General features: G+C 44.3%; 18 protein-coding genes. 7 read left to right on the top strand and 11 right to left on the bottom strand.

Translation table 11 applies throughout. The features are described from left to right. Window positions 1-189: 189 nt before the first annotated feature. From B0I21_RS09280 to B0I21_RS09270, 3 genes are all read left to right on the top strand, one after another. Window positions 190-3,489 (top strand): SusC/RagA family TonB-linked outer membrane protein, encoded by a 3,300-nt coding sequence (locus B0I21_RS09280; RefSeq protein WP_243836004.1) that lies wholly within the window; start codon window positions 190-192, stop codon window positions 3,487-3,489. Window positions 3,490-3,656: 167 nt separating this feature from the next. Then, a complete protein-coding gene (locus B0I21_RS09275) occupies window positions 3,657-5,429 on the top strand; it encodes a RagB/SusD family nutrient uptake outer membrane protein (protein ID WP_133640195.1) in 1,773 nt (590 codons plus the stop codon). A 27-nt stretch (window positions 5,430-5,456) separates the two neighbouring features. Further along, the gene (locus B0I21_RS09270; RefSeq protein WP_133640194.1) at window positions 5,457-6,296 is read left to right on the top strand and encodes an endonuclease/exonuclease/phosphatase family protein; all 840 of its coding nucleotides are present in this window, start codon (window positions 5,457-5,459) and stop codon (window positions 6,294-6,296) included. Between the two features lie 285 nt (window positions 6,297-6,581). Here the strand turns inward: B0I21_RS09270 and B0I21_RS09265 are convergent, their stop codons facing one another. Together B0I21_RS09265 and B0I21_RS09260 are read right to left on the bottom strand one after the other, a co-directional pair. Continuing rightward, a complete protein-coding gene (locus B0I21_RS09265) occupies window positions 6,582-7,697 on the bottom strand; it encodes a glycosyltransferase family 4 protein (RefSeq protein WP_133640193.1) in 1,116 nt (371 codons plus the stop codon). Window positions 7,698-7,722: 25 nt separating this feature from the next. Then, window positions 7,723-7,989 carry an acyl carrier protein gene (locus B0I21_RS09260; RefSeq protein WP_133640192.1) on the bottom strand — a complete coding sequence of 89 codons (267 nt, stop codon included), beginning with the start codon at window positions 7,987-7,989 and terminating at the stop codon, window positions 7,723-7,725. Between the two features lie 260 nt (window positions 7,990-8,249). Here B0I21_RS09260 and B0I21_RS09255 point away from each other — a divergent pair, with 260 nt between their 5' ends. From B0I21_RS09255 to B0I21_RS09245, 3 genes are read left to right on the top strand one after another with little or no spacing between them, the layout of a single operon-like run. Further along, window positions 8,250-9,950: a Coenzyme F420 hydrogenase/dehydrogenase, beta subunit C-terminal domain gene (locus B0I21_RS09255; protein ID WP_133640191.1), complete on the top strand. Its 1,701-nt coding sequence runs from the start codon at window positions 8,250-8,252 to the stop codon at window positions 9,948-9,950. A gap of 39 nt (window positions 9,951-9,989) precedes the next feature. Next, window positions 9,990-11,018, top strand: a complete 1,029-nt coding sequence (locus B0I21_RS09250) for an SGNH/GDSL hydrolase family protein (RefSeq protein WP_133640190.1) — start codon at window positions 9,990-9,992, stop codon at window positions 11,016-11,018. A 9-nt stretch (window positions 11,019-11,027) separates the two neighbouring features. Next, a complete protein-coding gene (locus tag B0I21_RS09245) occupies window positions 11,028-11,768 on the top strand; it encodes a sugar-binding protein (protein ID WP_133640189.1) in 741 nt (246 codons plus the stop codon). Between the two features lie 5 nt (window positions 11,769-11,773). Here B0I21_RS09245 and B0I21_RS09240 read toward each other — a convergent pair whose 3' ends face one another. From B0I21_RS09240 to B0I21_RS09225, 4 genes are all read right to left on the bottom strand, one after another. Continuing rightward, window positions 11,774-14,209 (bottom strand): outer membrane beta-barrel protein, encoded by a 2,436-nt coding sequence (locus tag B0I21_RS09240; RefSeq protein ID WP_133640188.1) that lies wholly within the window; start codon window positions 14,207-14,209, stop codon window positions 11,774-11,776. A 104-nt stretch (window positions 14,210-14,313) separates the two neighbouring features. Beyond that, complete coding sequence (locus B0I21_RS09235) at window positions 14,314-15,504, bottom strand: exo-beta-N-acetylmuramidase NamZ family protein (protein WP_133640187.1); 1,191 nt, start codon at window positions 15,502-15,504, stop codon at window positions 14,314-14,316. A gap of 265 nt (window positions 15,505-15,769) precedes the next feature. Then, window positions 15,770-16,843 carry a polysaccharide pyruvyl transferase family protein gene (locus B0I21_RS09230; protein ID WP_133640186.1) on the bottom strand — a complete coding sequence of 358 codons (1,074 nt, stop codon included), beginning with the start codon at window positions 16,841-16,843 and terminating at the stop codon, window positions 15,770-15,772. Between the two features lie 53 nt (window positions 16,844-16,896). Next, entirely contained in the window at window positions 16,897-18,306 is a 1,410-nt protein-coding gene (locus B0I21_RS09225) for a class I adenylate-forming enzyme family protein (protein WP_133640185.1), read from the bottom strand. A gap of 307 nt (window positions 18,307-18,613) precedes the next feature. On the opposite strand from B0I21_RS09225, the gene B0I21_RS09220 reads away from it, so the two are divergent. Next, window positions 18,614-19,699 carry a glycosyltransferase family protein gene (locus B0I21_RS09220; protein WP_133640184.1) on the top strand — a complete coding sequence of 362 codons (1,086 nt, stop codon included), beginning with the start codon at window positions 18,614-18,616 and terminating at the stop codon, window positions 19,697-19,699. 43 nt (window positions 19,700-19,742) lie between these two features. On the opposite strand, the gene B0I21_RS09215 is transcribed toward B0I21_RS09220, so the two are convergent. The 5 genes from B0I21_RS09215 to B0I21_RS09195 are packed head-to-tail and all read right to left on the bottom strand — an operon-like array spanning window position 19,743 to window position 25,225. After that, entirely contained in the window at window positions 19,743-20,882 is a 1,140-nt protein-coding gene (locus B0I21_RS09215; RefSeq protein WP_133640183.1) for a glycosyltransferase, read from the bottom strand. Further along, window positions 20,882-22,078, bottom strand: a complete 1,197-nt coding sequence (locus B0I21_RS09210; protein ID WP_166637825.1) for a glycosyltransferase family 4 protein — start codon at window positions 22,076-22,078, stop codon at window positions 20,882-20,884. Before B0I21_RS09210 ends, B0I21_RS09215 begins: the two co-directional genes overlap by 1 nt. Window positions 22,079-22,088: 10 nt before the next feature. Next, window positions 22,089-23,609 carry a murein biosynthesis integral membrane protein MurJ gene (gene murJ / locus B0I21_RS09205; protein ID WP_133640181.1) on the bottom strand — a complete coding sequence of 507 codons (1,521 nt, stop codon included), beginning with the start codon at window positions 23,607-23,609 and terminating at the stop codon, window positions 22,089-22,091. Window positions 23,610-23,666: 57 nt separating this feature from the next. After that, on the bottom strand, window positions 23,667-24,473 hold the full coding sequence (locus tag B0I21_RS09200; RefSeq protein ID WP_133640180.1) for an ABC transporter permease: 807 nt from the start codon (window positions 24,471-24,473) through the stop codon (window positions 23,667-23,669). Beyond that, window positions 24,458-25,225, bottom strand: coding sequence for an ABC transporter ATP-binding protein (locus B0I21_RS09195; protein WP_166637824.1), 768 nt, complete (start codon window positions 25,223-25,225; stop codon window positions 24,458-24,460). Before B0I21_RS09195 ends, B0I21_RS09200 begins: the two co-directional genes overlap by 16 nt. Window positions 25,226-25,438: the final 213 nt, after the last annotated feature.

Here is a 25,438-nt window from a genome sequence, read left to right as displayed (position 1 = left end):
TTTAAACATGTTAATAGTTCAGAGCGCTAGGCGTATGTTATTGGACGTTCATACTAACTTAATATGACAGGATAATTCAAAAGAATAAACTCACTAATTAGTAATGTATCCTTAATATTCTATTCATTTCCCAGCTGTAGTTTTGGCCATTCGATATCCGTATCGATAGTAATCTAAACCCAATTTCTAATGAAACAAGCAGAAAACTTTTTTCTGAAGGTTGCGCTCATTGCCCTCGCGGCCAACCTTACAGATCAAGGCATGATGACGCCCAGCAAAGCAGCAGACAAGCGTATCGTCGAACACATCTACCCCATGCGGCAAAATGCATCGCTTCGCGGCAAAGTCGTTGATCAGAACGGGATGCCGTTGGCAGGAGCAAACATCCTCATCAAAGAACTCAATCTGACAACCCAGAGTGATGAAGAGGGATCGTTTCGTATCAACCTCCCCGAGGGAACATATAGTATCGTCGTTAGCTTTGTATCCTACACCACCGCTACGTATGATAAAACGGTTATCAAGAGTGGGGACAATACGCTGAACGTTCAGCTTACCGGAGAGTCCGGAACGCTAAACGAAGTGATTGTCGTAGGATACGGCACGCAGAAAAGGGAAAACGCGACCGGCGCCGTTGACCAAATCACGTCCAAAGTATTGGAGAACCGGCCAATTACAAACCTCACGCAAGGGTTGCAAGGCCTGCTCCCCAACTTAAATCTCCGCATGGCCGATGGCAAGCCGACACAATCGCCATCTTACAACATCCGCGGAACCACGTCGATCGGACAAGGCGGAAGCGCCTTGGTATTAATCGATGGATTTGAAGGCGATCCTAGCTTGCTCAACCCGAATGATGTCGAAAGCGTCTCGATACTGAAAGATGCTGCATCGGCAGCTATCTACGGTGCACGCGGTGTTTTCGGTGTGGTATTGATCACCACGAAACAAGCAAAAAAAGGTCAGGTACAATTGAATTACGCAGGAAATTACGCGATCAAAAACCCATTGCAGGTTCCCGATTTCGTGACCGACGGCTATACCTGGTCAAAAATGTTTGCAGAGGCCTTTATCAATGGTGACGGATCTTTCCCGCAGAACGCCAATAAAACACAGAAATTTTCTCAAGCTTACCTCGACGAATTTAAACGCCGCGTAGAATCCGGACAACCTTACAACGAAGTAGAGATTGATCCGGTAACGGGCGAATACACGTATTATGGGAGCGTAGATTACTACAAAGAGCTTTACAAGCCCAATACGGCAGCGATGGAAAATAATTTGTCTATCACGGGCGGTAACGACAAAGTATCCTACTTAGTTTCAGGCCGCCTGCTAAAGCAAGATGGTCTGTTTCGTCATAATAGCGACGATTATGCCATGAAAAACATCCGAGCGCGCGGGTCAATACAGGTATTCCCCTGGTTGAAAATTGAGAACAATTCGGATTACTCGGTGATGAATTACCACAACCCGATCAATGTGGGCGAGGGCGGCGGCATCTGGCGTAATATTGCCGATGAGGGGCACCCCACCATGCCCATGTTCAATCCTGATGGCAGCCTTACTTTTTCAGCAGCCTATACTGTTGGTGATTTTATCTATGGAAAAAACGGAAGAGATACGAGAAGACAGGTATTCCGAAACATCACCGGAATTCGGAGTAATTTCTTCGAGAACAAATTACGTGTCAATGCCGATTTTACGTTCAGAAATACCAATAACGATATCCGGCAAAAACGTGTGCAGGTGCCCTACAGCAATTCGGTGGGCGTCACGTCATTTATCGGCACCACGACCAACGATTTGATGGTCGACCTACGTGAAACACAGTATCTAGCCACCAATATATTCGCTGAGTTTGAAGATCGCTTTGCTGAAGATCATTACTTAAAAGCCATGGTGGGCTACAACTACGAGCAGTCTACCTACAATCGCAACTTTGTTCAGCGAAACGGGATTATTTTCGAGGATGCTACCGATTTAAACCTTGCCCTTGGGCAATCTATTGGAACAGGTGGTGGCTATGAGAAATGGGCCATTTTAGGTGGTTTCTCCCGATTAAACTATTCCTTTAAAGACCGCTATTTGCTAGAGGTCAACGCACGATATGATGGCTCTTCTAAATTTCCAAGCGACCAGCGTTACGGTTTCTTCCCATCGGTTTCCGGGGGCTGGAGAATCAATAAAGAAAACTTTTGGACCGTCTCGGAAAATCTGGTTTCTGATTTCAAGGTGCGTGCTTCGTATGGCTCGCTTGGAAATGGTAACATCGCGTCGTATGCTTTCCAAGAGATCTTCAATATTGCGCAGTCTAATGTGATCTTAAACGGTGTGCGCCCTCAAACAACGGGGATGCCTGCGGTACTGCCCGCTGGGTTGACTTGGGAAACCTCCACAACCACCAATATAGGACTGGATCTGACGATGCTTTCCAATAGGTTAAGCTTCACCGCAGATGCCTATGTACGTAAAACCACGGATATGTTTACCAACGCGCTGACACCCCCTGCCCTGTTTGGTACCGCCGTACCCAAAGGAAACTATGCCGATCTGACCACGCGCGGTTGGGAAGCAAGCTTGTCGTGGAATGATCAATTTGGCGATGCCAGCAAACCATTCCGGTACAATGTACGCGTTACGATGTCGGATAATAAATCGACAATCGACCGGTACAACAACCCCGATAAGCTTTTATCAGATTATTATGAAGGGCAGGTATTGGGCGAAATTTGGGGATATGAAACGGAGGGCTTCTTCATCGACCAGGCCGATATCGATGCACATGCTAAACAGAGTCCGCAAATGCGTGCCTCGCCCACCAATATCTGGGCTCCGGGGGATATCAAACTGCGCGATCTTAACGGTGATGGATTTATCAACGTAGGCGAAAACCGTGTAGGCAATTCGGGCGATAGACGCATTATCGGAAACTCTGCCCCTCGCTATATGTATGGATTAAATCTCGGTGCTGAGTACCACAACTTCTCCTTTGCCGCATTCTTCCAAGGCGTGGGCAAACAGCAATGGTACCCCTCTACGGAGAGCGAAATGTTCTGGGGACAGTACAACAGACCTTATAACAACATTCCAACCTTTCACGTCGGCAATATGTGGACACCTGAGAATACAAATGCTTACTTTCCACGCACCATGTCCAGAGCCGCATCCAACAACACCAACCGGACACTTGGTGTCGCGCAGACGCGGTATCTACAAAATGTCGCTTATCTACGTTTAAAAAATATACAGATCGGCTATACGCTTCCGGCCCAGGTCAGCCGGAAAATTGGTGCTCGGAGTTTAAAGGTATTTTTCTCTGGCGAAAACCTATTTACCTATTCGCCGATGTATAAAATCGTGAAAACCATCGATGTGGAAAATGCTGTTCCTTCTGATCAGGATTTGAATCCGAATAGCACAAATGGCGACGGCTATAACTATCCGTTGATGAAGAGCTATGCATTGGGATTAAACTTCGGGTTTTAGCGTATCGCCTTTAAGCAATGTCAGGAATGAAAGCGCCACGATTGCCAAACTCCCACAAGAGTATAAGCGCGTGTAGCGAATTTATCGAAGATAATCTGGACATTCCATTTGCCCATACAAGACCGAGCTTAGCGAGCTCATGAAATAATTATTTACACATGAAAACTATGAGAAACTATATATGGATTTTGTTAGCCTGTTTGAGTGCAGCAGCCTGTAAACAGCTAGACCAAGAACCACAGTCCACAGCCACGAAATCCGCTGTTTTTGGAACCGAGAACGGCTTGAAATTGTACACGAATGGCTTTTATAACATGGGCTTCCTTCCCCGCAATTCGACCAGCCAAGATGCCATGTCTGATTACCTGGCCGTCAGGGAAGTGCAAAACTTCCTTCGTCCGGGTGCTTTCGCTGCCAACAACAGCTCCGGGTGGACCTGGACAGATCTCCGGAACATCAACTACTTTATCGAAAACTGTAACGATCCGGCTGTGCCCGAGCAGGTGCGTAACAACTACCTGGGTATCGCCCGCTATTACCGTGCTTACTTTTATATGGAGAAAGTAAAGCGCTTCGGCAATGTGCCTTGGATCGGTGAACCGCTCGACTTAGAAGATCCTCGGCTTAATGGTGCAAGAGATTCGCGAGCCTTGGTGATGGATTCTGTTCTCGCTGATCTAAACTTTGCCTGCGAGCATATCCTCGCCACGAACGATCCGAGCAGAACCACGGTTACCAAGTGGGTTGCGCATGCTTACAAAGCGCGGGTATGTCTTTTCGAAGGAACGTTTAGAAAATACCATCCTTCGCTAGACTTAGCCGCCAGCGCAAATAGTTGGCTGAGCGAGGCGGAGCGCGCAGCAAGTGCTATCATGGCAAACGGCGGCTATACGATCAATACCGCTGGCGGCACAAATTTAGCTTATCGCCAAGTATTTACCAGCACGGCTCCCGTTGCAACAGAAGTGTTGCAAGCTGCGGTAGCCGATGTTAATCTAGGCATCTTGAACGAAGCCAATTGGTGGTGGACAAGCGGTACTTACGGCGCCAAAGCGAGCTTTACACGAACCTTTATCAACACTTACCTAAAGCTCGATGGCACGCCGTTTACAAATGAGCAAAACTACCAGACGATGCTCTTTAAGGACGAAGTTAAAAATCGGGATCTGCGCTTAAAACAAACCATCCGCTCTGGCGATTACAAGCGCATCAACAACGGGCAACAGGTGCCTGCCCCGCCCGTATTTTCGTACACATTTACCGGTTACCAACCTATCAAATGGACGTTGGACGATATGTACTATGATGCAGGTGCGCTAAACAATAACGCTATTCCGTTATTCCGCTACGCGGAGGTACTGCTGAACTATGCCGAAGCCAAGGCAGAGCTTGGCACATTGAGCGATGCCGACTGGGCAAACACGATAGGTGTCTTGCGTGCACGAGCGGGTATTACCGGCGGTTTATCCAGTAAACCGACCACGGCAGACCCCTATTTAATAGCTCATTACTTCCCGGAAATCAGCGATCCTACCCTACTAGAAATTCGCAGAGAGCGCGGCATCGAACTCAGCCTGGAAGGCTTGCGTTTCTCGGATATATTACGGTGGAGAAGAGGTGAACTTATGGAGCAGCAGTGGAATGGTTTCTACGTACCGGCATTAAACACGCCGTTGGATCTCAATGAGGACGGTATACTTGATGTCGCCTTTTACCAAGGTACACGCCCCAATCCAGTACCCGGGGTCACTTATGTGAACGTATCTGCCACGATTGGGGCTATTACAAACTCACAGCTTTTGAAGAACGGCAGCAGTGGCGAGCTGCTCTGGATGAACGAAATTCCAAGAGACTGGAAAGAGCATATGTACTACTACCCTATTCCGCTCAATGATTTACAACGAAATCCAAATTTGGGTCAAAACCCAGGTTGGGAATAATGATCAAGCATACGATAAGAAAAAGATATGAACTTAAAAACATTAATGACCATAGCCCTATTCGCATTCCTCGCGTTCGGGTTGAAAGCGCAGCAGATTACAGTAGGGAGTTTTAACATCCGGTACGATAACCCTGCCGACACGGGTAACCTGTGGGTGGATCGTGCTCCCATCGTATCGAGTCTTATTCGATTTCACGAATTTGACATACTCGGTACGCAGGAAGGCTTTAAAAATCAGTTGGACGATATCAGTGCTGCGCTGCCCGAATACAGCCGCTATGGCAAGGGGCGCGACGATGGTCAGGAAGCTGGAGAACATTCAGCTATCTTCTACAAAAAGGATAGATTTACGTTACTGAAAAGTGGCGATTTCTGGCTAGCAGAAAATCCTTCCAAGCCTGGCCTTGGCTGGGACGCTACCTGCTGCAACCGCATCTGCTCCTGGGTATATCTTAAGGATGTACGCAGCGGCAAAAGCCTGTATGTTTTTAACGTCCACTTCGATCATCAAGGCGTTGTAGCACGGGAAGAGAGTGCTAAGCTAATCCTTGCGCACATTAGGAAAATTGCAGGAGACGCCCCCGTCGTGCTTACTGGAGATTTTAATGGCGACCGCGAATCATCTTGGTACAAAACCATTGCCAGTTCGGGTACACTTGTGGATGTACACGCCAACGTAAACCATCCTTATCAGAATAATTCATCTGCAAACGGATTCCGTAAGCCCAGAAGCAACAGGATCATCGATCATGTGTTCATAAGTACGCATTTTAATGCGATTAAATGGGGCGTATTGACTGACACGTATTTTGGTAAATTTCCTTCGGATCACTTCCCGATTCTAACCGTACTGGAACTGAAATAAGATCTGGTAAAGCCTCTACAAACCCCCACAAGATAGCGTATTGCCGACTTGTGGGGTTATTCATAAATGATCAAGACCTCTCCCTTTTATCGATAATGCAGTGCATCTTTCGAGCACCGTCAAGATGGGAGGTACTCCCAAAAAATAAAAGGATATTCAGGCGGTGGCCGTGGGCAGGAAATGATCTGTTACGCATCTTGATCATGACACGAAAGACTATGATCGGAAGAACGTTAAGCTAGAGCTGAGCCGCTTCCATATGTCGCATGAGCGGGCTTGATTCTATTACTCCACCACACGCGTGATCTGCTCAGCTAGCAAACGCGCATTAAATTTCTGCGCTACTTTCGCCCTTGCGCTTTTTTGTACGGAATATTGAAATTCCGGGCTTTGCTCGATAAACCAAAGCAGTTTTTTTGCCAAAGCCTCATAGTCGTTTGCCGGAACAAGGAAACCATCTTTTCCATTGTCAATGATTTCGGCGACCCCACCGCTCGCATAAGAAAAGACAATCTTTTGCATGGCCATTGCTTCCAATATAACCCGCCCCAATGGTTCATTTATTGCCGTATGGATGAGCATATCCAAACCGGCCATTACAGCTTTTATATCATCGTTATACCCTAGAAACGTGATGCGATCGACCATATCAGCGTCCATAATCTCCCTTTTAAGCTCTTGCCGGTAGTCGGGATAATCAGCGAACAGATCATCCCCAATAATAAAAAAATGGGCGTTGGGAATGGCATTACTGATGATGCGCGCGATGCGGATAAAATGCAATTGATTTTTCCAAGGGATTAATTGGCCGATATTTCCGATGCAGACTGTGGGCGCCTCTTCGGATTTTAAACGGTACATTGCCCCGCCAACCTTGTCAGGACTCCATACATCCAAATCGACCCCATTATAGATTACCTTACTTTTTTTGCTGGCTGGCAACTGCCTGCTGATAAATTCCGAAATGCAGATAACCTGCGTAGCGAAGATGGAGAACAGGAATCCATGCCATCTCGTTGAAATGGCATCTCTGACGGTCCATATGACCTTCGCGCGTGTGCAAAAACGTACGGAGAAGGTATAGAGTAAGCTCTGCACAGAATTTGCCCAGACAATATCGATATCTTCTCGAAAGACTATGCGCGATAAATGAGCGGATTGTTTCAACATGTGAACGAGATGACGGAGCTGTTCGCCAAATGCTCGCCGCTTCGCAAAACGAACCATGTCCATGGCTATAACACGATAGCCATATCCCTCAAATTGCTGGATAAGCACGCTGCCAGCCGGAACGACCACAACCAACTCATTACAGGTTCGCAAGAACTTCATTTGGGTGATCATGCTTAGCTCAGCACCACTAAGTCTTGAAGAGTTTATGACAATCAGTATCCTCCTCATTCTTGAAAGCTATCGTTTTCGGCAACTAAAGCGCAGTACCTTGAGCTTCAGCAATGAAACTTTTGAGGTCACGCATTTTTTTGAAGTAGCGCAATTCGAGCTTCTCAATATCTATCTCCACATCAAATTCATTTTCAAGCTTGAGAATAAATTGCAAAAAATCTAATGAATTTAATCCGACGCCATCAATTAAGTCGGTATCATCATTTAGCGAATCGGCATGCACTTCTCTTCCTAATATTGCGCTAAGCACCTTAGCTATTTTTTCATTGAACTCTGTATTTGTATCCATAATTTTAGCTTTATTCTACTAAAGTTAATGATATTTATTTATTATCCATAACAGTTTTTTAGATAGATTTTTATGGATAAAATAACACAATAAATACTTACCTTAGTATGAATTAAAGTGTGCAAATTTCATATTTTTTCGCTCAAAACAGCATGAATTATATGTTGATAAGTCCATAAAGTAGCGTGAGTGGGGAACGCATCACAGGCTTAAATTGCTAGGTAACCAAGATTGATTAAAACCACAGGAGAATCGAATGTATGGAAAAATTGATTAGCCCCAATGATATCATAGGCTCTGGTCTCTGCATTGGCTGTGGCAGTTGTGCTGCCCAGTACAGCGCAAATGGTGTAACGATGCAATTTGATAAATATGGTGAGCTTAAGCCGCAAGGTCAATCGGAGTGGTTCGACACCCCATCTCAAGCGCTCAGCGCAACCTGCCCCTTCTCCCCATTGGCAATCAACGAAGACCAGATCGCGTTGCAGAATTTTCCCAATGCAGCAGAAGTTAGCACCACTATTGGCCGATATGAACAGGCCTACGTAGGCTTTAGTAAAAAAGATTCCTTCAGAAAAAATGGAAGCTCCGGCGGAATGGTGAGCTGGGTAGCATCTGCTTTATTAGAGCGAGGACTGATTGATGGTTTAGTGCACGTTGTTGCCGCGCCAACAACAGACAGTCAATCGCCCCTGTTTTCATATCGCATTTCAAGCAGTTTGGACGAGATTGCCCAAGGGGCAAAATCCAGGTACTACCCCACAGAAATGGCTGATGTCTTAAAGCTGATTGCGGATAGCCCAGGGAGATATGCCGTTGTCGGGATACCTTGTTTTATCAAAGCAGTACATTTATTACGTGCCACCTATCCTGTGTTTAAAGAACGTATACCGTATACATTGGGCTTGTTCTGCGGTCATATGAAAAGCAGCAAAATGGTGGAGAGTTTCGCTATGCAAGCTCAGCTCGATTTTAAATCGGTGTCTTCTATCGATTTCAGATCAAAGAAAGAAGGTAGACCCGCTAATCTTTATTTTGCAAAGTTCTTCCGCTCGGCAGAAAAACCGATAGAAAAGAATTGGGAGTTAATGGCCGATGGCGATTGGGGCGCCGGCTTTTTTATGAATCAAGCCTGCAACTTTTGTGATGATGTGGTTTCTGAAACAGCAGATATCTCATTTGGGGATGCTTGGATAGAACCCTACTCTTCCGATTACAGGGGTACCAACGTCGTCATTGTGCGCAATAGAAAGCTGCAAGATTTAATAGAGGCAGGTCTTGCTGCGGATGAGTTGAGCCTTACCGTAGTGGACGCTGCATTTATTGAAAAAACCCAAGCTGCAGGCATCCGGCATCGCCGCGAGGGGCTTTCGTTTCGATTGGCAAAAAGGTCGCCTAAAACCGCGTTAAAAAAGCGTGTTGCCCCAAGATATCGAGACATTCCGCTCTCGAGACGTATCGGCTACGGGTTGCGGTATTCGATATCCTTTTGGAGCCACAAAATGTATCTTGCTTCCACCAACATGAAGCAACCCCGTTTCTACCTAGTGTGGGCAAAGGTAATTGGCGCAGTGTACCAGAAAATAATCTATCATCGGGTAATGTTGGCCACTGTATTGATGGGATTGAAAGGGCTGTTTCTGGCCCTAATGACAAACGTTGCCATAAGCCTATTTCTTGTATCTCCAGTTATCTCCAGCATGGAATACCATAGCGATGTAGGGTATCACGCTGTCGGATATCCCATCATGCTATCACTTTTTCTTATTCCTGCTTTTATAGCCACGACAAAGAAACGTTTAAAAAGCGTATACTTTGATCTCTTTGGCATTTCGTTAACCTCCGCCATGATTCTTTTAGCCATTTACAAATCTGCCTCGCCCTACGCTGGTTTATATTCTATATTTGTTGTAACCAATGTGATCCTTATCAGCCGGTTTTTAAAACAGCCGGTAAGCTAGATATACCGAGATGACGCATAGCACCCATACCATGTCATGATGAAAAAAACCATTAAATTTTCCTTGATTACTGTGTTAGTGATACTCGTAGTCGCCGAAGTTTTCTTTAGAATGTATTACCGGGAAGAGTTAAAAGATCAAGCTTCACCCCTTATCTTCCAACCGGATAGTACAATCGCTTATCGACATATTCCCTCAAGCGAGGGTTTCCTCAGTAAGCCTGGAATTGCAAAAAGACATGTAAAGATCAATACACATGGCCTTTACAATACGGAAGTAAGGCAAGAGAAAGAACCTGGCACCACACGTATAGCCGTGGTTGGTGCATCGTTCGCAACGGGGATCTACATGGATGGCGAGAAAAATTATTCCGTTCAACTCCAAGATCTATTCAATAAAACAGCGACGAAGGTTGAGGTCATTAATTTCAGTATGGATGGATTAGGAAGAGGACTTGCTAATCTAAAAATTCTGGAGTCGGACATGCTGGCTTATCAGCCAGATCTCATACTCTTTGAAATGAGTTTTCCGTTAAGTATCGGTGCTATGGAAAGAGATGTTTACAAAGACTATTTGATAACCTACACGAATGATTCGACAAGAACGATCGCTAAAGGTATGGTCGACGAGTTAGAGGATATGGAAATGTTCAAGTTTTTCTACAACTGCTCTTACATATACCGTGCATTTTGCCGAGCGGAAATCAATGATTTTTGGAAATCACACCGCGCTACGCTCATGCGGGTGTATCGAGACAAGATAGCGCGCGGTAACGAGATGGAAGAACATTATATGAGTACCGCAACGACGATGGAGCTATTGAAGACCGCGCAGGATCTGGCACAGCAGCATGGAGCTAAGCTGATACACGTTTCCTACTATTTGGAAAAAAATAATCTGTCTGATTATTTTAATCAGCACGGCGTACACAGTTTGTTTTTGAATTTAAAGTTTGAACCTAAGAACATTTCTCATCCTGATAGCCACATCAACGAAAGCGGACATGCCATGATCGCGAATGCCTTATTTGACTCGCTAACCCGAAACAACTTCTTCCTAGAACCTTAAACGCACCTTATGAAAACAAGATTAATTACCTTTTGTGCCACTGCAGGTTTACTAGCACTTTGCTGCTGCGGCAAAGGAAATATGAAAACGCTCGCGCTGAAGGAGACTGATCAACAAATCATCATTGACGCCGATATGGATCCCTATTGGGAGAATTGCGATTGGGAACCTCTGCCCAACAGGAGATTTCCGTTGACTGGCGTCATGGATCCAAAAGACTTGGAAGCAAGTTTTAAAGGCCTGTGGGATTCGGAATACCTGTATTTCTTAGTTAAAATCCGAGATGACAAACCCTTTGTCATGTATGCGACGACGGCGGTCGAAAAAATGTACGACCTTCGCATCAAAGAGCTTGATGGCATCGAGTTTTATTTCAATAATGGCTTAAAAGATAAGAAGGAAAACACCCTCAACTACTTTCGGCTAACCTATGGAGCAGACACGATTAGCTTGAGTGGGCAAGAAAGGACCGCAACAGGACCATTTTCAGCAATCAAGTCTTCTTATAAAAAATATGAAGATGGCTATCTCTATGAATGTAGCATCCCGTGGGGCTTACTAGGCATTCACCCCTCAAAAGACGAAAGTATTCGGTTCGAATTAAACGTTATTGATAATGATGGCGACCCCATGATGCCAGGAGCAATATCGCGAAGGAAAAGCATCATCACCTGGGCCGATGAAACCAAAACGAATCCAGCCTGGGATAATTCAATCTATGGAACGATACAATTTGATAAGGGGGACTGATATAGCTATTGAATTCTTCCGCTCTCGCTTTCTAAAGCCGATTTTCGCGTACGCTGGGCGCTGGATTGGCCTTTGCTAAAATTGTAACTGAAGCTGAGGCGCACCTGCTGCGACTCGAAGTATCCGTAGTTGCTTGATTGAAAACCAGGAAAACTTTGGTTGCTTCTGCTTTGGTTGCCCTTGTATATGTCTGTAACGGCAATCCTTAATGACGCTTTATCTTTCAACAAAGACTTTTGAACGCCGACGTCGACCTGGCTGATGGCTTTGGCAAAAATGTTTGCTCCACTTAACCTATTCGAATTATAGGTGGCCGCGATTTCCGCTTTCATAGCAAAAGGAAGACGAAAGGTTTGTAACAGGCTCACGCGACCAGCGACCTGCCGTAAGTTTAGGTTTCTGTAATCATCAAAAGACACATCATTTTGGATATAGTACAGCAAACCATTGAATGACAGCTCCCACCATGGCTTGGGCGAATAATTTTGGGTTAGTGCTAACGACCAATGCTTTTGCGTGCCAACGTTTCTACTGATCATCACAATCTTTTCCGTCTCTAGCGTGTCTGTCACTTTCGCATTAAACTGGTCAGAATAAGCAACGTTGAACGTGACAACTGTTGCATTTTTTAAGGAGTAAAGCAACGTAAGCCGATGCGTCAATTGGGGATTTAGAAAGGGATTGCCTTGCCAAAACGAAAGCTCGTCCAGCATGTAAATAAATGGATTCAAATCTGGGTAAGCGGGCCGCTCAATACGTTTGGCGTAAGACAACGACAAGTTCTGATTAGCGCCAAGTGGTTTCGTTACCGAGAGAAAGGGGAAAAGGTTCGTGAATTTTCGGTTGATAACGTTGTTCATGTCTTTCCCATCTTCCCTATACGACAGAAGACCCTCCGAATTCGCGAGTTCTAAGCGCAGACCTCCCTGGAAAGACCAATTATTCATCGTTCGTTTGTAATCTACATAGGCGCTGGAAATCTTTTCCGTAAAGTTGAAATCATTCGAGCGTCGGTTATCCAAACTGTCTATGGTAGGCATAACATGAAAAAAACGCGAGTCATTTGCAGAACCAACCTGCGAATATTTAAGTCCGGCTTCCAAAACACCTTCCCAAAGTTTTGTGCTGTAGTCGATCTGAACACCCATCATATCGATATCGATGTCATTCAATGTTCGGTACAGATTGTCTTCCGTAATGAGGCCCTGCCTGTTTCTGTACGTATTTGATTGCAGGTTTTTGTTCCATTTGTCAAATAAGCCGTAATCGGCATTTACCTGTAACGTGCGTCCCAGGGTATCCTCATAGCGGTAGTTCAAATTAAAGTTATAACGACTGGTACCTTGCCCATAGTAATCGTTCACCGCATCCAACGTTTCCTCAATAACCGTAGATGGTAATGTCCTGATTTCCGTTCGCGTATCGGTTATACCACCACCGAAGATAAAATTACCATTTGCCAAAAAACCGATTGTGTTCTTCTCGTTCAGAAAATAATCTATGCCCATTCTCGTCGACATTTTTTGACGCTTATCAATGTCATCCGTATCGCTCGTATAGTTTTTTCCATTCTGGGTTCGATCAGACCCGTAAATATAATTGTAGTTTCCTAGCGTATGGTTATAGCTTCCAAATACATTTATTTTATCTACCCTGTAATTTACGGACATATTTTGGAGCTGTTTCGGACTAATTCCATAGGCCACGGCACTGGTTATATTTCCGTTTAAGCCTGTGATCTGATTCTTTTTTGTTTTGATATTGATAATGCCCGCTGCACCCGATGCATCAAACTTTGCCGTGGGGCTATTGATAACTTCTATAGACTTGAGGTCATTGGATGAAATGGATTTAAGTAAATCAGTAAGCTCGCTACCCGATAGATACGTTTGCCTTCCATCGATCAATATCTGAACACCGCCTTTCCCATTTAAGGTAATAGCACTTTCATTCTCAACATATACCCCTGGCGCGCGTTTTAACGCTTCCAGCGCAGAAACATCTTTACCGCCGATTGAGTTTTCCACGTTGTAGATAATGGTCCCCCCACTCACTTCAATTAGTTTTGGCTTTGCCTTGACTTCAACTGCGCTTAGCACATTTTTTAAAGCGATGAGCTGAATTGTCCCTAGGTCTTTGGTGTGCCCCTCCCGCATAGCATACGTATATTCCTGATATCCGAGATGGCGCACCGTGATGCGATGATCCGCGTCGGTTTCGTGGAAACGAAGCGTGAATGCGCCCAAACTATCAGTCACGGCAGTGGCGATAATGTTCCGCGCACCGTCCGTTAGCGTCACCGTCGCTGCGGAGATCGGCGCCAAATCTTGAGCCACAACCTTTCCGATAACCTGATGCTTGAAATCTTGCCCGAATGTGCCAATGCTTATGAAAAAACAAAGCACCAGCAATAAATATCGAAATGTTTGAGTGAACGTCATGTACCCCGTTGAATTAGAGAAATGTTGGTGCCGCAGATAGTTGGAGCAAACAGTATGCTCCGCGCTACGCTCATGAGCCGCGAAGGATCTGATCCTGCAAATAGTTATTGATATAATAGGTATTTGTTACGAATCAGCTTATACTTCTCAAGCCCTGGTTTCCAGCTTTCACGTATTTCTTCTTCGCTCATACCATCCATTATCTGTTGTTTCAGCAGAGGCCCTCCAGCCAATTTATCAAAGACCACAATTTCCTTGCTCTGCTTGTTATCAAAAAAGATCTGTTTATTAGGATATTTGTTATACGTCTCGATAAGCCATGACAGGTTTATTGCCTTTGCTTCTCTGACGCTCTTCAAGTCTACATTTCTCAAGTCTAAACCATAGCATTTCTTTCCCAAATGAATTGGCGTAGCACTCATGTTTTTTATACTTTTAGGGGTGAATGAAAAGTCATAAACATTTTTAAATTCGGGAGCGCCAATCACGGTAAATGGAAACATGGTGCCCCTACCTTCGCTTAATACAGTGCCTTCAAAAAGACAGGTTGCCGGATATAAGACAACAGCTTGGTACGTGTTGATATTCGGCGACATATTCACCGGAGGTATGTATTCCATATCGTGCGAATAATTTGCGACAGGAATAACCTTTATTTTGCATGTAATACCGTTAGCTAACCACCCTTCACCATTGATCATATGCGCATATTCGCCCACAGTCATTCCATGTGTGATAGGAACCGGATGCATACCTATGCCAGATTTATAAGCCATATCCAATATCGGACCATCCACAAAATATCCATTTGGATTCGGCCTATCTAGGATGAGTAGCTCCTTTCCATGCTCCGCACAAGCTTCCATTACCCGGTGCATCGTGGCAAGATAGGTGAAATAGCGAACGCCAATATCTTGGATATCGAAAATCATTAAGTCAACATCTTCCAGCATTTCCTTTGTTGGCTTGTTGGTCTTCCCATACAGCGACACAACCTTCACGCCCGTGATCGGATCAACAGCATCCTTTACTTTAACGCCGGCTCCGACATCTCCACGAAACCCGTGCTCCGGACCAAACACCTTAACAATATTGACACCTAAGGCGAGTAGGCTATCCACGCTAGGCTTGTCGCCTATCCGGGAAGTTGGGTTCACCACCATTCCGATCCGCTTCCCTTTGAGGTAGTCGAGGTATTCGGTTATCCGATCTGCACCCGGGATAATTTGCGAAATGGAGGGCTTCGAAACCAATAAGAATAAACAGATAAATAAACTGATTTTTTGAATTTTCATAACAAATAAGTTGTCGGCCTTTTACGTTTCCATTACGATATGGCCTATTAGTTTATAGATGGTCAGAAGCTCCCATATTGGGATAGCCAACAGACTTTTTCTAATTCTCATGTAAGAATATAAATAAAAAACCAAATACGCAAAAAAACGCAAAAAATATCATCGGAATTCGGTTAATGTCATGAAAAACAGAGCGAACATGTATATATTTGGGGTAAAAATTGCATAAAAATGCATTCCCATCGACACGTAACAATTAAGCTGTCTACCCCTCCGCATGCTCAACAACCGTAATGTCTGCTACATTTTGGATCAGGAATGTGGTTGATAGGGCCTGCTGCTCTTGCAGAAAGCTATTTACTGGCAAATAGTCTATTTTAGTATCTACTAACGCAAAAAGTTGATCCGCTTCTTTAACCACCCGATTCGCTAAGCCGCATCGCTTCAGAAAGTCCAAACATTTGTTCTCTCGCTCTGGGATGAGAAACATAGCAAATTGTCTATTGAATTTTATCGAAAAGAGCAAACCATGGTACATACAGGTAAAGACAAAGTCCGCATTCTTGATATACCCCATCCAACGAAATGGGGATGGACAAACTACATTCACATCGGCCCATTCAAAATGCTTACCGATGGAAACGATTTGTAGTCCCTTTTTCTTGGCCACTTTTTTAAGGGTAATCAGCGTCTTTTCATCTGGAAGCAAGCCGTCTGAATAAAACAAAATATACTTTTTACGGTTGACAGGTTTGACTTCCTTTTCAAAGGAATAGATTAGGGTGGGGTCCAAGACCAGCGTAGGCGTTGTAGGATTCAGTTGTTGCGCAAATTTATAGGAATTGGTATCGCGCACCCCTAAAGCATGAAAATTTTTCATCAGCCGCACAATGCTTCGCGGATGCTGCTGGTCATACTTATCAGGCCCCATGCTCGCTGCGTAGGAAATGATGCTATCTGCGGAAAGCTGATCCGAAAAGTATGGAGTATCAACGCCGCCCCATTCCTTCGTATAACACCATATCTGGTCACTCCCCACGATGGCCAAATCGTAATGTTTCTGTGCCAGCTCTTCTCTGTTGAAATAGTGCTTCGTTTTCTTAAACTTACTGTGGTAAAGTCTAAACTTCAAAATTTTTAATCCTATCCTTATCTTCAACCCTATGTTCCCTTTACCCTCCGCCCACAACGCGTTTAATTCATTATCGATGCTCTTCTGGCTCCTGTAATCAATAAGTTCATTATCGTATCCCTGTTCCAGCAAAAATCGATGTAAGGCGTACGCTTGAAGAAAAGCACCGTAATTATAGCATCGGGAAAAAGTCAATATTCCAATCATAAAAAAATAGTTAAAGCCGTATCTATATCCTGTAATCCAAGCGCCTCATGAGACTAGGTTATCCTCTCGCGTTTTATCTTGCCTGTTCGTGTTCGATCGATTGCCGCTACCGCGACAAAAGCTTCCGGAATCAAATAGCTTGGCAAATGATGGCCCAAAAATGCCTTTAGCGCTATGCCATCCAGTGCGCCGGTTGCTGTAACAATATCCGCTAACAACGTATTGTTGTGCGGGTAAACTTTGGACTCGCGTACGTCGTCATGCTTATTTATAAAACTTTCAATATCCACCGGATTAATCTTATAGCCTCGGTGCTTAATGTAGGTCGTCCGTCCTTTAAAAAGAAAGCTGTCACCTATCCTTTCCACGATGTCATTCGTAGCGACCCGTATTGTTTTTTTAGGGGCCACCTCACATTCAATAATCAGTTCGCCAAACGAATGTGCAGCATCCATTCCCGCTTGTTCGTCGTTTACCAATACGTTATATAGCGGAACGACTCGCCCTAAAGACAAAGGGCTGGGGACTGCTGTAGATGCGAAAAAATTTAAGGCGATGACCGATGGAATTTCGGTCACGCCATATCGAACAGAAAACGAACTGTTTCCCAAGGCTTCATACAGGTCCTGTAGCAACTCCGGCGCGACAGTATCTCCACCAAACCCGATATGGGCGATCTTCGGCAGCTCCACGCGTGTTAAAAGTAGCGCAAGCTGTTTGTAAAAATAGGGTACGCCTTCTATAGCTGTAAGGGTAGTACTTACCTTTTTGTCAAGCAGCGCTTGAAGCGGAGCAATATTGTCCTTCGCTTTTGGCAACAGTAGGCAGCTTCCCCCCTGTGTGTACTCTATAACTGCACTTATCCCATAAGAATGAAATAAGGGGACGCTGATTAAAACCTGTTGACGGTAGGTGTAGGGCATCATCGCATGCTCGGCAATACTGGCCATGGCATTTATCAACTGAAAGTATGTTGTTTTGATAAGCTTCGCATTCCCCGTCGTGCCACTTGTAAAAAAATAAATATTCGGCACGGCTACAGCAAGGCGACCATCGAATTGCCAGTCCGCGGATTCAGCTACCCCATCAATATCAAAATCCAAGGTAGCGCTTGATGTTAAATAATCGGACAACAGCAAGACTGCTTCCCGTCCACCAATCTCAGCAGGATAATGCAGCTCGTTATGATCATGGTCTGGCATCAGTACGACGTGCACCTGTAGGGCTGTGCAGGCCCAAAAGGCAAACAAAAGTTTTTTTTGATCCTTGAAGTTTAGAATAATAGTTGTAGTGCCTGCGGAACAAGCGCTCTTAATCCGCTCACTAACACCATAGATAACGTTGTTTGCTTCGGTATAAGACCAACGCCCATCTAGGGTATGGAGATAACATGCCTGTGGTGAATCAAAGACATGTTGATGAAAAACTTGAAACAACTGTTCATTGAAATTAGGTAGGCTCATTTGCGATTAGTTGCTAGCTAAAGCTACAAAAAGTTTTTTATGTTGCGTAATAAAAACATATAAAGGGCGCTTACTGTCAGTGGTTTTACGCGCTCCCTTGCGTGGATGATGCGGACATCGCGATTTTTTTATCCGCTTTCGAGAGGCCATGCTGCCTGATAAATACACGATGTTCTGAATTAGCGAAACGAAACAGGAAAAACATGTGGAATGTGGTAACTTCTGTACGATTATCACATTTAAATATTACTTTTAAAATAAGTTAAACAGTGTTCCATCAGGAGATAAAAAAGGATTGACCATACACATGATACCTTCGATTAAAATTTTGACATCGGCCATAGGCTATGGCACCTATTTTCCGGCGTTACTTGTTAAAAAGAATTTTGAACGCATGGGAATGGCGGCTGAAATCCTACTTTTCGAAAGGTTATACAATACAGAGAAGAAAAAGCTATTCCGCGACACCGCGGAAGCCTTCGCTACAAATTTTAAGCTAGCGCAGTTAGCCAATAAAGTTCCGGTAGACTATCGAGCCAGCACAGATGAAAGTCAAGTAAACGCACGGTATGCAGATTGGTCGAAAGAGACCTCCATTCACTTCGTATGTTTTTCTGGTTTGTGGTTTGAAATTCTGAAAGATTTCAGACCTGCTTCCACACAGATCAAGATATCCTGTTGTAGAATGGATGCAGGGCATGCACATACCTGGGTCAACCACTCCAGTCTAGCCATAGATGATGTATACTATTTTTACGACATGGCCAAGCAGCAGATCAACTACCGGTTTGAAATCCCGGCTTTTAGTTGCCGGCCGTATATGGAAAGAGATAATAGCATATTGATACACGGCGGAGGATGGGCACTTGGCGATTTTATCGCATCCACAACCGGTTTGGTCGCGAAAGGTTACCATAGAAATATTATCATCCGCAATAGTGAAGATTTCGATGCCGAAGAGGCTGGCACCACGTTTTTCATGAATGATCCTCTGTGGGATATGGTCGGCGATGCCAACCAAAAGGACTCTTTTCCAGCTATCGGAAAAATGACTACAGCGAATATGATCGACTACGCTAACCAGGATCACTATCACCCAATTCTGGACCTGGTTAATACCGGTAAGGCTATGGTTTCGAAGCCTGGGGGCATGACGTTTGCCGATGCGCTAATAACCTGCACCCCCATATTCTATCTGGAGCCGCTAGGAGAAAACGAAATGGGAAACAGCGTGCTCATCGAAACATTAAAGATAGGAATGTCGTTTAAAAAATGGGAGCGTGAAGGATTTGACCCGCGCTACTTAACGCTATTTCATGAAAACCTGAAACGATTGAAACGAGAAACTCCGGATTTTGTAGCAGCCTATATTGAAAAGAATAGTTTTTCATAAACGGTAACGACTTGACCACTTGCCTAGCCCCACTATACAAGAATTAATTCGATAGTGATAGATAAAGTTTTTCATGCGCTTCGATAAAACGGGAAAATTCAAAATCACATCGGCTTGCATAAGCATGTTCTGCTAAACGTTCCCGATATGATGGATTTTCAATAAGCGTCATAATCATTTCTGCAAGTTGCATATGATCTTTTGGTCGATAGAGCAATGCATTGTATTGATCGACGAGTATATCGGCGTAGCCAATGTCGGAGGCAATGACGGGCAATTTGAAGTGCATAGCTTCCAACAGGCTATACGGCAATCCTTCCCAAAGAGAAGAACTGACAAAGATATCAAACAACGGATAGACGTTACGCATTTCTTCCACGTGGCCCAACAGCATAACGCGTTGCTTTAAAGCCAGGTCCGTAATCAAGCTTTCTAGTTGCTTGAACAATTCACCATCGCCAGCGATCACAAAAACAAGGTCTTTATGCTGCAAAAGTACTTCGCGGGCTGCACAAATAAAGGTTTTCCAATCTTTTTGCTTGCTGAGCCTTCCCACTCCTCCAACGACGAGACAATGCGCCGGTATCTCGAATTTTTCCTTGATTTCTTCTCGGGTGATCGCCGGCCGGTATTCATCGGGCTGGATCGCATTTTGGATAACGGTAAGTTTCTCCGACGAGACTATATGCTGTTTGCGCGCCCAGAGCTCCTCATTGCTGGAGACAATGAGCTTTGTCGTAAACCTACCCAAAACTCGTTCTGCTAGGCTAAAAACCCACAGTCTGAAGCCTGTTTTACCCTGAAAGTAAAAGCAATGGGGGGTATAGATAATGTTGTCAATCTTCGCCAGTCGAGCTGCTATTCTAAAAGTTAATCCCGCCTTTGAGCTGTGGGCATGAACGATATCGTAACGGTTTTCCTGCAAATGGGATGTTAACTTTCTGATCAGCCTGATGTCCTTAACCATAGCGACCTTGCTCGCCATAGAAAAGAGAAGCACATTGATCCCCGCACTGGTCATTTTGTCGATTTCCTTAAAAACACGAGATGATCGCGCAGGTGATAAAATGACCGTGATCGAAAATCGCTCGCTATTCAAGCCACAAGCCAAGGAGACCAAGTGCTTCAACGCCCCCGCATCCCCCGCTTCCAGCCCAAATAGTATCTTGACTTTACTAGCCATTAATTTCCATTGAAAAGGTGAAGAAGCTTGTTGGTGCTTTCCTGTATGTCAAACGTTTCGATATGCTGCTTTCCTGCTTCCGATAAATTCCTGCACAGTTGATAATCCTCTATCATCCGGATTACGGCTCTGGCGATGGCCTGGGGATCACGCTGATGGATAAGTAAACCCGTACGCTCGTCTTGAATCAACTCTCCAATTGCCGAGACATCCGTAGCAATGATCGGGACACCGACGGCCATCGCCTCGAGCAATACATTGGGCAAGCCATCTCGATCTCCATCGGCCGCAATCAAGCTGGGCAATACAAATATATCTGCTTCCAAGTAGTATTTCTGAAGATGATCTTGTGGCATCGACGTTTGTATAGTAACAAGATCGCGCAGTTTATGTTGCTTTATGAACTGTGTTAAGGACGGATGTTGCGGGCCGTCGCCAATTATTGTGCAAGCAATGGAATAGTCGGATTGTCTAAGTAGCAGCATAGCTTCCAACAAATAGTCGATACCCTTTTTCGCAACAAGCCTTCCGACCAAAAGAAGGTTTATTTTGTCCTTTTTCGTTAGCTCTTCCAAACCTTTTTTTCTGATCCATTTTGATACGTGAATGCCATGATAAATATGGTGAATCTTACCTTGCTGCGCGTGAGCTATACAACGTGTTAAATAGGCTTTGTTAAATGCCGTGCATGTTACTACAAATTTTGAATAGGCCATTTTCTCTTTTAGGTCTTTTTCCGACGCGGTATAGATATCGTTTGCATGTCCGGTGCAGCTGAGTGGAATGTTCAACAACATCGATAAAATCATGGCAACATCAGTAGGTGTAGACATAAAATGCGCATGAACATGTTTAATATCCAGCGCTTTTATTCGCTCGACCAAATAGACTGCAGAAGAAAAATTCTTCATGTATTTCAACAGTATTCGCAGGTTGAAGCCGCATTTTATAATACAGTTGAGGAGGATCCTAAAATAGTGTACCCGTAGCCGAGTGATCAGGGAAAGGTGCGCGCGGAACTTAGCTCCATCAAAAAAGTCGCGGTCGTACACGACGTCGGTATTGGCGGCCAAGGAGCCTTTGTTCAAGGAAAGGATACAGATGTTGAGGCCTGCCGCGTGTAGCTCATCGATTTCGTTAGCGATAAAAGTCTCCGTGTAACTGGGGAATTGACCTAAAACGTACGCGATATGCATTCGATCCATATTAAAATAGGTCCTCCCTCAATTTAAATACATACAGGCACAGCGCATAACATACGGTGCTAACCGAGAAGATACACATCAGAAAAAGTAAAGTAGATGTATGTGCTACATCGGCAAAGACATCTTTTAGCAGAAACATGCCTAACGCGGTCAACACAAAAGCTGCCCCTACTTTCCCTAGAAAGACGAATACACTCCTGAAATCGATACTCATCATCTTCTTGAGCAACAGTAATAGCACGATGTTCTTTGTCGCTTTTGCTACGACCAAGGACAGCGCAATTCCAGCATATCCAAAAATCCTTAAAAATATTACCGTCAGCAGGATATTTTCCAACACGGTGAGGATACCAATAAAAATCGGCGTCTTGGTATCTGCGTTAGCGAAATAGAAAATAACCAATATCGTTTCGATAGCGAAAAACACCATGCCCAATGCATAATATTTTAAGGGGACGGATGTCAGTGTCGTAGAATCCGCAGTAAACGCCCCACGCTGCAACGCTACAGCTGTCAATTCGTATGAAAACATATAGAAAAAAAGCGCCAACGGCAAAAAGACGACCAAGATCCATGCGAGGCTTTTGGAAAAAAGGTCTGCCAGCTTTTTATGCTCCTTTATAATCGAAAGCTGGGAAAAGTAAGGAAACACCACGACACTCAGTATATACGGAAAGACCAATACGGGCAGATCAACAAGCTTCTTGGCGTAGTTAAGCGCGGATATAGCACCTTCTTGCTGGTAGGACGCGAAGATATTATCCACCAATGTGCTCACTTGAGAAAAGGCAACCCCAACCAGCAGTGGCCAGGTCAATCGCCAAACCTCGCGTAAGTGTTTGCCTATATGCTCGCTCCTCGCGATAACGATAGGCTTGTACAACAGAAAGAGATGAAAGGCGAGTTTGACAAAAGCGCCAACCAAAAAACCGATAGCGATTGAAAATATACCTGACGTATGATAAAACGCGAAGAGGCAAGCTAGAACGACAAGTTTAAACAAGACCTCTCCAAGCATGGGCATAGCGAAACTTTTCAAGGCATTTAACGTGATGTTTGTTAACGCACTTAGCGATAAGAAGATGGCTGCCGGAATAACAATCTGCAACATGGATGCGGCAAGCTCAGCTTTCTCCGCAGAAAAACCTGGAGCAAAAATGTGCATGACTTCCCCCGAAAACAACATACATATTACGGAGAAGGCAACCGTTAAAAGCATGATCAACAGAAAAAAGAAGCGAAATAACTGCCAAGAGCTCGCCTTGTCTTCATGGTGAAAAGCGCGCAGAAAGACATGGAGAAAGCCCGGTTCAATAAGCTCTCGAAACAGTATAAATACACTAATTGCCATGGCAATTACTACGTTATAAACATCCACTTCGTAACTCGTCCCGAAGTAATAGGCCAACACCAGCTTTTCGCCATAGCCCAGTATTTTACACAGGATCGTTAGGACGCCAAGTGCCAAGGATGATTTGACAATGGGGCTAAGCGTGCTATGGGGTAAGAGCCTTCCGATCATAACTTTTTAGCGGTATATGTGCCTTGTTATCGTCTTCATCATATGGTGTATACGCTCCTAGTAACTCATTAACGTGCCGTCTCGCTTACCCTGTTCAACAGCCCAATGGAATGTCCGTAAACTCAACGGGAAAAGAACACAAGACATCATACCCAAAATAGACAACTGCTCCCACATCATCGGCATAGAATACCCTTTTAGGATGGCCAAGCGTATCACATCCAACGCGTAGGTTATAGGAAAGATCTTCGAAAGAAATTGCAGCCATTCAGGCATAACACTTATCGGAAACATGGCCCCGCCCAACAGCGCGCTTATTGCCCCAAAGAGCCAGCCTACGGGCTCGCCCTGTTTAAAAATAACCGTTCCAGCAGCAGAAAAAATCCCTAGGCTGATAAAGGCTATAAACGATAATAGCAAGGAAAACACCAACGCCAAGACATTCGTATTGGAGAAATCGAACCCAAGAAATAGCACGCCTACGGCAAACATTAAGAGCAATTGTACACCGGCCGCCACAAAACTGTATATCGATGATAAAAGAACCACAGTTTTGGAATCGGTCTGGGAGCTCAAAATAGCTTCTAGACAGCCTGCCATTTGCGCCCTCTTAATATTTCCAGAAAACGTATCCACCGCTAATTGAAAAAAGCGGGTAAAGGATATTCCGATAAGCGCAAAGGAAAAGTAATCTCCGCCATATTTATCCAGACTATCGGTGCCAGTGCCTTCCACCAATTTCGCGACAAAGAAAAAGGACAATACGGGTAAAATAGAACTCACAAAACTCAATATAAAGTTTAATTTATACCGAGACTCTATCAGGTAATCCCTCTTTATAAACCCTACTATCTTGAAATACATAACGAGCTATTGTTTTCGTTCATAACGTTGTGGTAAAAGCTTTCAATGGTACTATGCTTACTTTTTATACTTTCTACCGTGTCACACACCAAAACCTGCCCTTTATTCATAATACATACTTTATTGCAAAGCTCTTCGGCTTCATCAAAACGATGCGTTGCTATAAGTAGGGTCCGTTTAGTGCTACTGTGTATTTTACTTGATATAAGCGACTTAATTTCAATGACGGCTTTGGGGTCTAAGGTTCGGGTAGGTTCATCCAAGATCAAAATTTTGGGATCTCGCAAAAGCCCTCTCGCCAAGGCCAACCGCTGTTTCATGCCGGAAGAATAGGTAGCTACCTGTTTATTTTCTGCACCGTCCAAACCAACAAGACGAATGAGTTCCCTTATTTTGTCGCGCAGTAGGTCTCCGTGGAGATTATCTAAAATGCCGAAGAATTCTAAATTCTCAAAACCGCTTAGCCTCCAATAGAAGCTTCGCTCTTCGTTCAAAACAAATCCGACACTATTTCTTGAATTAATATTGTCTTTTACCGTATCATAACGATTCACCTCGATCATGCCCAAGCTGGGATAAAGCAATCCTCCGATGAGTTTAAGTAGCGTCGTCTTCCCTGCGCCATTCACACCGAGAAAAGCAACCCTATCCCCGTCTTCTATGGTTAAATTAACATTGGTCAAGGCTTGGAAGTAACGTGAACGTCTAAAAAACAAATAATCAATGTATTTTTTAGGTATTGGAAAGGTCATTGAAACATCTTGGATACAAATCATCTTACGCTAAAATCTTGTAAATATCATTCGGTTAGTTTACTATTTATACAATCATCAATGAAAAAATCGGCTTTTATAAATATAGGAAATATCTAGGACTGCCAAACAAAACTGCGGGAAAAATAATCCTAACCCGCTCTAAGACACCAAAAAACCAAAAACACAATTTGGGAACCTGACCACACTACC

The organism is Sphingobacterium paludis, from assembly GCF_004364125.1.
In the GTDB taxonomy this organism is placed as follows: domain Bacteria; phylum Bacteroidota; class Bacteroidia; order Sphingobacteriales; family Sphingobacteriaceae; genus Sphingobacterium; species Sphingobacterium paludis.
The sequence above is the reverse complement of the archived record's forward strand: the minus strand, read 5'-3'. Positions and strand labels throughout refer to the sequence as shown.

Excerpts from the sequence above, each read along its gene's own strand:
- B0I21_RS09280 (WP_243836004.1), top strand. The coding sequence starts at position 190 with ATGAAACAAGCAGAAAACTTTTTTCTGAAGGTTGCGCTCATTGCCCTC.
- B0I21_RS09275 (WP_133640195.1), top strand. The coding sequence starts at position 3,657 with ATGAGAAACTATATATGGATTTTGTTAGCCTGTTTGAGTGCAGCAGCC.
- B0I21_RS09270 (WP_133640194.1), top strand. The coding sequence starts at position 5,457 with ATGAACTTAAAAACATTAATGACCATAGCCCTATTCGCATTCCTCGCG.
- B0I21_RS09265 (WP_133640193.1), bottom strand. The coding sequence starts at position 7,697 with ATGAGGAGGATACTGATTGTCATAAACTCTTCAAGACTTAGTGGTGCT.
- B0I21_RS09260 (WP_133640192.1), bottom strand. The coding sequence starts at position 7,989 with ATGGATACAAATACAGAGTTCAATGAAAAAATAGCTAAGGTGCTTAGC.
- B0I21_RS09255 (WP_133640191.1), top strand. The coding sequence starts at position 8,250 with ATGGAAAAATTGATTAGCCCCAATGATATCATAGGCTCTGGTCTCTGC.
- B0I21_RS09250 (WP_133640190.1), top strand. The coding sequence starts at position 9,990 with ATGAAAAAAACCATTAAATTTTCCTTGATTACTGTGTTAGTGATACTC.
- B0I21_RS09245 (WP_133640189.1), top strand. The coding sequence starts at position 11,028 with ATGAAAACAAGATTAATTACCTTTTGTGCCACTGCAGGTTTACTAGCA.
- B0I21_RS09240 (WP_133640188.1), bottom strand. The coding sequence starts at position 14,209 with ATGACGTTCACTCAAACATTTCGATATTTATTGCTGGTGCTTTGTTTT.
- B0I21_RS09235 (WP_133640187.1), bottom strand. The coding sequence starts at position 15,504 with ATGAAAATTCAAAAAATCAGTTTATTTATCTGTTTATTCTTATTGGTT.
- B0I21_RS09230 (WP_133640186.1), bottom strand. The coding sequence starts at position 16,843 with ATGATTGGAATATTGACTTTTTCCCGATGCTATAATTACGGTGCTTTT.
- B0I21_RS09225 (WP_133640185.1), bottom strand. The coding sequence starts at position 18,306 with ATGAGCCTACCTAATTTCAATGAACAGTTGTTTCAAGTTTTTCATCAA.
- B0I21_RS09220 (WP_133640184.1), top strand. The coding sequence starts at position 18,614 with ATGATACCTTCGATTAAAATTTTGACATCGGCCATAGGCTATGGCACC.
- B0I21_RS09215 (WP_133640183.1), bottom strand. The coding sequence starts at position 20,882 with ATGGCTAGTAAAGTCAAGATACTATTTGGGCTGGAAGCGGGGGATGCG.
- B0I21_RS09210 (WP_166637825.1), bottom strand. The coding sequence starts at position 22,078 with ATGCATATCGCGTACGTTTTAGGTCAATTCCCCAGTTACACGGAGACT.
- murJ (WP_133640181.1), bottom strand. The coding sequence starts at position 23,609 with ATGATCGGAAGGCTCTTACCCCATAGCACGCTTAGCCCCATTGTCAAA.
- B0I21_RS09200 (WP_133640180.1), bottom strand. The coding sequence starts at position 24,473 with ATGTATTTCAAGATAGTAGGGTTTATAAAGAGGGATTACCTGATAGAG.
- B0I21_RS09195 (WP_166637824.1), bottom strand. The coding sequence starts at position 25,225 with ATGACCTTTCCAATACCTAAAAAATACATTGATTATTTGTTTTTTAGA.